The organism is Citrobacter sp. Awk 4 (assembly GCF_028069725.1).
Taxonomy (GTDB): Bacteria; Pseudomonadota; Gammaproteobacteria; order Enterobacterales; family Enterobacteriaceae; genus Citrobacter_D.
In genome coordinates, this window is the sequence record NZ_JANEWG010000102.1 from 1 (window position 1) to 4,063 (window position 4,063).

3 protein-coding genes are annotated in these 4,063 nt (G+C 50.2%); 2 read left to right on the forward strand and 1 reads right to left on the reverse strand.

Annotated elements, in window-relative coordinates:
• Nucleotides 1-67: 67 nt before the first annotated feature.
• Both NNO04_RS22140 and NNO04_RS22145 read left to right on the forward strand, forming a co-directional pair.
• Nucleotides 68-1,162: a NapC/NirT family cytochrome c gene (locus NNO04_RS22140; RefSeq protein ID WP_271446490.1), complete on the forward strand. Its 1,095-nt coding sequence runs from the start codon at nucleotides 68-70 to the stop codon at nucleotides 1,160-1,162.
• 21 nt (nucleotides 1,163-1,183) lie between these two features.
• Nucleotides 1,184-3,628, forward strand: coding sequence for a trimethylamine-N-oxide reductase 2 (locus tag NNO04_RS22145; RefSeq protein ID WP_271446491.1), 2,445 nt, complete (start codon nucleotides 1,184-1,186; stop codon nucleotides 3,626-3,628).
• A gap of 126 nt (nucleotides 3,629-3,754) precedes the next feature.
• Here NNO04_RS22145 and NNO04_RS22150 read toward each other — a convergent pair whose 3' ends face one another.
• Nucleotides 3,755-3,946, reverse strand: a complete 192-nt coding sequence (locus NNO04_RS22150) for a YfgG family protein (RefSeq protein WP_271446492.1) — start codon at nucleotides 3,944-3,946, stop codon at nucleotides 3,755-3,757.
• Nucleotides 3,947-4,063: the final 117 nt, after the last annotated feature.

Below are 4,063 nucleotides of genomic sequence, written 5' to 3' on the forward strand. Positions count from 1 at the left end.
TAAGTCATCTGTTGTGCCTATTTACTGTCTACCTATCAATAGGTATTTATGTTTGCCAGGGTAGACAATGAAAAAAATAAATAAAATGGTTGTATGGATGGTGCTTCTGGGGGCCATCATTGGCGTGTTTTTTATTTTGGCTGCGCAATGGACATTGCATAAAACATCCAGTACGGAATTTTGTTTGTCGTGTCATACGATGCAGGCTCCTTATGAGGAATATCTGGGGTCCAAACATTTTCAGAACCAAAAAGGAATCCGTGCGGAGTGTGCAGATTGTCACATTCCGCAGGGAGGCGTGGATTATCTGATCGCTAAACTGCGTGCTTCGAAAGATATCTATCACCAGTTCATTAGCAAAAAGATCGATACCCCCGAAAAATTTGAAGACCATCGTCTGGAAATGGCGCAAACGGTCTGGGCAGAACTCAAAGCCAATGACTCAGCGACCTGTCGCAGTTGTCACAGTATGGATGCCATGGATCTCGAAGCGCAAAGCGCGGATGCCCGAAAGATGCATGAGATGGGCGCGAAGGAAAAGCAAACCTGCATCGACTGCCATAAAGGAGTCGCCCACTTCCCTCCAGAAATAAAAATGGACGATACCGCGTTACAAGCACTTGAAGCACAGGCGGCCTCAACACCCATATCAACGAAAGAACTCTATGTTGTCAGCCCCGGCGCGCTTGGCGATCTGGCGACACTTTATCCGGCGACGCAACTGCATGTGCTGAAAACCACGGGAACTTCGCGTCATGTTGAAATTCGCGGTAGCCAGATGCAGGGCAGTGAACAGGTCATTTATTACGCGGCAGGCCAGCGGCTTGTTCTTGCCAGTCTGAGTGAAAAAGGACAACAGGCGCTGAACGTGCTCTCTGACTGGAAGAAAGATGAGTATGGCAATGCGTGGCGGGACGTTGCGCTGCAGGGGGAGTGGAGTGCCTCAGCCCTGGCTAGTCGCGAACCGATGTGGGATTACGCGCGTAAGCTCGACAATGTGTATTGCGCAGGTTGTCACGCGCCGATCCCCGCGAAGCACTTTACCCTCAATGCCTGGCCTTCGGTGGCAAAAGGGATGGGAGCACGAACCAACATCAGTGAAAACGAGCTGGATATTCTGAGCCGTTATTTCCAGTACAACGCAAAAGACATAAATAAATAAGCGACAACACCAGGAGAAATCATGAAACTCACAAGACGTGACTTTATCAAAACGGCTGGCGCGGCAACCGGGACTATGGCGATTTCTTCAATGATCCCGATGCCCGCCTGGGCAGCAGACTCGGGGGGCGGCGCAGTTCTGACAGCGGCGCGCTGGGGGGCTGTTTATGTCGAAGTCAAAGACGGGAAGGTTGTCTCTTCGAAAGGGGCATTACAAAAAACGATTCCTAACTCATTGCAACAGACAGCCCCTGACCAGGTTCATACCAGCGCGCGTATAAAATATCCGATGGTGCGTAAAAGCTATCTGGAAAATCCAGGAAAAGCAGATGGTAAACGGGGAAGCGATCCTTTTGTCCGTGTGAGTTGGGAACAGGCACTTAAACTCATCCATGAGCAGCACAGCCGGATCCGTAGTAGCTCTGGCCCCGCTTCGATATTTGCGGGGTCTTATGGCTGGCGTTCAAGCGGTGTGTTGCACAAAGCACAAACTCTGTTGCAGCGTTACATGAGTATGGCGGGGGGATATGCAGGTCATACGGGGGATTATTCTACCGGTGCGGCGCAAGTGATCCTGCCTTATGTCGTAGGATCGGTTGAAGTGTACGAACAGCAGACAACGTGGCCGATGATTCTTGAGCACAGCCAGGTTGTGGTGTTGTGGGGGATGAACCCGCTCAACACATTAAAAATTGCCTGGAGTAGTACAGACGAACAGGGACTTGAGTACTTTAATTTGCTCAAAAAATCCGGGAAGAGCGTGATTGCTATTGATCCAATGCGTTCTGAAACCATTGAGTTCTTTGGTGATAATGCTACCTGGATTGCACCGCATATGGGGACGGATGTTGCGATGATGCTGGGCATTGCACACACGCTGGTGAAAAAGGGTCTGCATGATAAGGCTTTCCTGGAGAAATACACGACCGGTTATCCACAGTTTGAAGAGTACCTGCTGGGCAAAAGCGATAAAACAGAGAAAACCGCTGCGTGGGCTGCAGGCGTATGCGGTGTGCCCGCAGAGCAAATCGAGAAACTGGCGGAAATCTTCTCCGGCAATAAGACGATGCTCATGGCAGGGTGGGGGATTCAGCGTCAGCAGTATGGCGAGCAAAAACACTGGATGCTGGTGACACTGGCTGCCATGTTGGGGCAAATTGGCACGGAAGGAGGGGGCTTTGGTTTCTCCTACCATTATTCTAATGGTGGTAACCCGACGCGTACGGGCGGGGTGTTGCCTGCAATTTCAGCGCAGATTGAAGGTGGCTCCTCTGCAGGCAATGACTGGGCTGTCTCCGACGCTGTGACTAGCCTTCCGGTCGCGCGAATTGTCGAAGCGCTCGAAAACCCAGGCGGAAAATATCAGCATAATGGTAAAGAACAAACCTTCCCGGATATCAAAATGATCTGGTGGGCAGGCGGCGGCAACTTTACACATCACCAGGATACGAACCGCTTAATTAAAGCGTGGCAGAAACCGGAGCTGGTCGTTATTTCTGAGTGTTACTGGACTGCGGCTGCCAAACATGCCGATATTGTTCTGCCGATTACCACATCGTTTGAACGCAACGATCTCACAATGACCGGGGATTACAGTAACCAGCATCTGGTTCCGATGAAGCAGGTTATTGAACCACAGTTTGAGGCGCGCAATGACTTTGACGTGTTTGCCGATCTGGCGGAGATGCTCAAAGCGGGCGGTAAAGCTGTCTATACCGAAGGTAAAGATGAAATGGCGTGGCTGAAGCAATTCTATGACGCTGCGCAAAAGGCCGCGCGTACGCAGCGTGTGGCGATGCCTCAGTTCAATGCCTTCTGGCAACAGAATAAATTGATCGAGATGCGTGAGAACGAGAAGAATAACAAATATGTTCGTTACGCTGATTTCCGCAGCGACCCGGTGATGAATGCGCTTGGTACGCCAAGCGGAAAAATTGAGCTCTACTCGAAAACGATTGAGGGATATCACTACAAAGATTGCCCACCGCATGCTTCATGGATCGAACCGGATGAGTGGAAAGGCACAGCGGATAAGGATCAACTGCAGTTGCTGACCGCACATCCGGCGCATCGTCTGCACAGCCAGTTGAATTACGCTTCACTGCGTAAAGAGTACGCCATTGCCAATCGTGAACCAGTGACAATTCACCCGGAGGATGCGAAGGCTCGCGGTATTTCCGATGGTGATTTGGTTCGGGTATGGAACGGTCGCGGACAAGTGCTGGTGGGCGCGCGCGTCAGTGATGGAATTAAACCTGGGATTATCTGCATTCATGAAGGGGCCTGGCCGGATCTGGAGAATGGAATCTGTAAAAATGGCGGTGCTAACGTACTGACCGCTGATATTCCAACATCCCGACTGGCGAACGGCTGCGCGGGTAATACTTCGCTGGTTTACGCAGAAAAATTCACCGGCGAAGCACCAAAACTGACCGCGTTTGATGAGCCTGCGATTGTCACTATGTAGGGCGGTGTACTGACAGTTTGTCTGAACAAAACGGGAGTCTGCGTACTCCCGTTTTTTACTGCCCAATGTCAGGGTTTAATAAAAATATATTGTATTACAGCGATATGGGGGGAAGTCGCAAACAGATTATGACTGAGATGGCGTTTCAGTTGTCAGGGTTGATTGTTGTGATTCTTTTTTATCCTGATGATGTTGCCAGGCGCCAATTGAAGAGTAGACGAAGCGTCCAAAAAAGAAGAGAAAACTGATAAGCAGTACGATACGGGTCATGCGAGTGTTAAATCGATGTCGTTTTCGCATACTGGTAGCCTGACTCACAAAAGGTTCCTTAGGGTGGGCCCAACGCGTGGGCGATAGTGACATTAAGGCACACTGTGACGAGATGGTCAATTATTGATTATGTAAAATTACGTCAGCTAATGCACCTTTTAATGT